Raw genomic sequence first — 3,532 nt, 5'->3', positions numbered from 1 at the left:
CTTTTCTGATAATAGCACCAAGTGGGGCACCAATAAAGAACATTAATAGGCAAGAGTATGCAATTACAAATTTTTCATGAATAGCGAACCAATGTGCATTAATGTTTTTTGATTTAAACTCTAAATCTAATTTGGTGTTTTGAATACTAAAATCGGTGCTAGAAATATTATTTTTAGCCATTTGGATAACTTGTTTTTTCTCATTTTTAGAAAAAAGAGACAATAAATCTTCAACTATTTTGTCTTTTTTAGGGACAGTTAATTGAGTCTTAAGAAGTTTTTTGTTAAATATATTGTCATTTCTTGTGGATAAATTATCGGCAAAGGAAACAACATCTTTATCATAGTTTTTTTGAAGCGAATCAATTGTATATCTAAGTTCAGGTATTGTTAACATTTTTTCAGAAGTGATATCTCCTTGATCCATTTCTGCTTGATTCAGCTTAGTTAAATCAATATTTACAATGTATTTCTTAAAACTACTTTTTGCAAAAGGTAATTTATTGCGCTCTTCATATTTTGTTGGTTGTATGTCTTCATAATAATTACCGTCATACAATTCTAATTGTAAATAATTAGAATCATCTTCACTAGTCAGTAGTCCATTCTTTGCTTTAATAATCGTGTTTGCCCCTAATCCAAGGCTAGTATTTTTAACATGCATAGTAACGCCATCTAAAATTTCGCCGTTATCGCCTGATTTTTTATCTACTTTAATACTTGAATTTCCTATTGTGTTAAATTGACCCTCGGTGATTGCCATTGCTGGTTTTTGTTGTACAATGGTTTTTCTAAGATTAATAAATTTATATTGTGCTTCTGGAATTACGTTATTAGCAAAAAAGAAGGAAACAAAAGCTAAAATACCAATACTTATGGTGAGCATCTTCATTGCTCGTTGAAGAGAAATTCCCGATGATTTCATAGCAGCAAATTCATAGTTTTCAGCAAAACTACCAAAAGTCATTATTCCGGCTAGCAATATTGATAATGGCAATACTAAAGGCACAATTGTTGGTGCGTAATAAGAAAGAAATTTGATTATGGTAAACAAGTCTAAATCTTTTCCGGCTAATTCAGCAATAAACAACCAAATTCCTTGTAAAACGAATATAAAAAATAAGATTACAAATACGGTAGTAAATGTAATCATATAGGATTTAAGAATGTATTTATCTAATATTTTCACCCGAACGTTTTTAGTCTAATTTATTGATGTAATAATTAGGATATTTTGATTTGGTAAAGGTAAAATGATTTTTTGATAAAGGTTGATTTGTTTTAAAAGAATTAACAGTTAATGTTGTTTTAGTCCCATTTTTGCCCACCTCAATCACAGTATAAATGTGCTTGGTTTGAGTGTCAATTCCGATAAGGATCTCTTTTCGATTATCTTTTGAATTGTTTGGCGTTAATTTCACAAATTGAATTTTTCTCCCTTTGACATTTTGAGGAATATCCCAAGCATATTTGTATCCCGAAGTAAAAAAGGTCAACATTTTGTTTGGAGAAATCGCTTTTTCATCATTAGCATCAAAATTTTCTTGAGTAACTTCTTCGTCTTCAGGAACAATCGTAAACACTTTTTTACCGTCAAAAATTTTGGTAACTCCCATAAAATTTAAGTGATATAAATTTCCTTGAAGTGCAACATTACCATTACTCTCTTGATTGATGCGTTCTTTTGGGTTGTTTAAAGAATATTTAAAATCTATGACTATGTTATTATATGATTTCACTTTTGAAGTCACATCATCTAAAAGTTCTTTCGCTTTTTTGGCATCTTGTGCGTGAAGTGAAAACCCAATAAAAGATATAAAGATGATACTTAAAAGGTGTTTCATTTTATAATTAATTTTGTTCATTATTTAAAAAGTGATCTAAAGCAACTAAATCAGGAATCATTACTGATCGTGCTTTACTTCCTTCAAACGGACCTACAATTCCAGCGGCTTCTAATTGGTCAATTAATCTTCCCGCTCTATTATAACCTAATTTTAGTTTTCTTTGAATTAATGAGGCACTTCCTTGTTGTGCTGTTACAATTACTTCGGCAGCTTCTCTGAACAAAGAATCACGTTCAGATATATCTATATCAAGTTTTATGCCATTTTCTTCGCCAATATATTCAGGAAGTATATAGGCTTCAGGATAGGCTTTTTGCGATCCAATAAAATCACAAATTTTATCTACTTCTGGTGTATCAACAAATGCACATTGTACTCGAACAATTTCGTTGCCTTGCGTGTATAACATATCACCACGACCTATTAATTGATCGGCACCACCAGAATCTAATATCGTTCTTGAATCAATTTTTGAAGTTACTCTAAACGCAATTCGCGCAGGAAAGTTAGCCTTAATCATACCCGTGATCACATTTACCGAAGGACGTTGAGTAGCAATAATTAAATGGATTCCAATGGCACGTGCTAGTTGCGCTAAACGAGCAATAGGTGTTTCTACTTCTTTTCCTGCAGTCATAATTAAATCGGCAAATTCATCTACGACTAAAACGATATAAGGTAAAAATCGATGCCCATTTTCTGGATTTAATTTACGCTGTTTAAATTTTTCATTGTACTCTTTAATGTTTCGAACCATTGCGTCTTTTAGTAACGAATAACGGTTGTCCATTTCTATACAAAGTGAATTTAGCGTATAGATTACTTTTGTATTATCTGTAATAATTGCATCGCCACCATCAGGAAGTTTAGCCAAGTAATGACGTTCAATTTTATTAAAAAGGGTTAATTCTACTTTTTTTGGATCTACTAATACAAATTTTACTTCTGCTGGGTGTTTTTTGTAGAGTAGGGAAGTAAGCACCGCATTTAATCCAACTGATTTTCCTTGTCCAGTTGCTCCCGCCATTAATAAATGGGGCATTTTAGCTAAGTCTACAACAAAAGTTTCATTTGAAATGGTTTTTCCCAAAGCAATAGGTAATTCCATTTCAGCACTTTGAAATTTTGGTGAAGAAATCACACTTTTCATTGAAACCATTGTTGGATTATTATTAGGAACTTCTATACCAATAGTACCTTTACCTGGAATAGGAGCAATGATACGAATGCCTAACGCCGATAACGAAAGAGCAATATCATCTTCTAAGTTCTTAATTTTTGAAATTCGAACTCCAGCATCGGGAACAATTTCATATAAAGTAACCGTTGGTCCTACTGTAGCTTTGATTTGGGAAATACCAATGCTGTAGTTTTTCAACGTATCTACAATTTTATTTTTGTTTTCTTCTAATTCGGCTTGATTAATCGTAATACCTCCTGTTGAGTACTCTTTTAATAAATCGATTGGTGGAAACTGATAATTTGATAGTTCTAATGTTGGGTCAAACTCTCCAAAATCTTGAACTAATCGTGCCGATAAATTTTCTTCGACTAATATTTCTTCTTCTACTTTTTCAATAACGAATGCGTCTTCATTAATAAACGGTTCATTTGGAATACTTCGGTCTTCAATAGAAAAATTAGTAACTTCGGGTGTTTCAGATTTTAGTTTTGGATCTAAATTT

General features: G+C 31.7%; 3 protein-coding genes. All 3 read right to left on the bottom strand.

Translation table 11 applies throughout. The features are described 5' to 3' along the window. Window positions 1-1,189: LptF/LptG family permease (locus ACIQZC_RS10010; protein WP_396139082.1), on the bottom strand; the 1,189-nt coding region annotated here is incomplete at its 3' end. 10 nt (window positions 1,190-1,199) lie between these two features. Then, window positions 1,200-1,844: an outer membrane lipoprotein carrier protein LolA gene (locus ACIQZC_RS10005; RefSeq protein ID WP_396139081.1), complete on the bottom strand. Its 645-nt coding sequence runs from the start codon at window positions 1,842-1,844 to the stop codon at window positions 1,200-1,202. 7 nt (window positions 1,845-1,851) lie between these two features. Next, window positions 1,852-3,532 (bottom strand): DNA translocase FtsK (locus ACIQZC_RS10000; RefSeq protein ID WP_396139080.1); only part of this gene is annotated, 1,681 nt, incomplete at its 5' end.

This window comes from Flavobacterium sp. (assembly GCF_044338735.1).
Taxonomy (GTDB): Bacteria; Bacteroidota; Bacteroidia; order Flavobacteriales; family Flavobacteriaceae; genus Flavobacterium.
Note: the sequence above shows the minus strand (reverse complement) of the source record. Positions and strands in the feature narration are given on the sequence as shown.

What these genes read in the sequence shown, in the direction of transcription:
- ACIQZC_RS10005 (WP_396139081.1), bottom strand. Translation starts at nt 1,844, where the DNA reads ATGAAACACCTTTTAAGTATCATCTTTATATCTTTTATTGGGTTTTCA.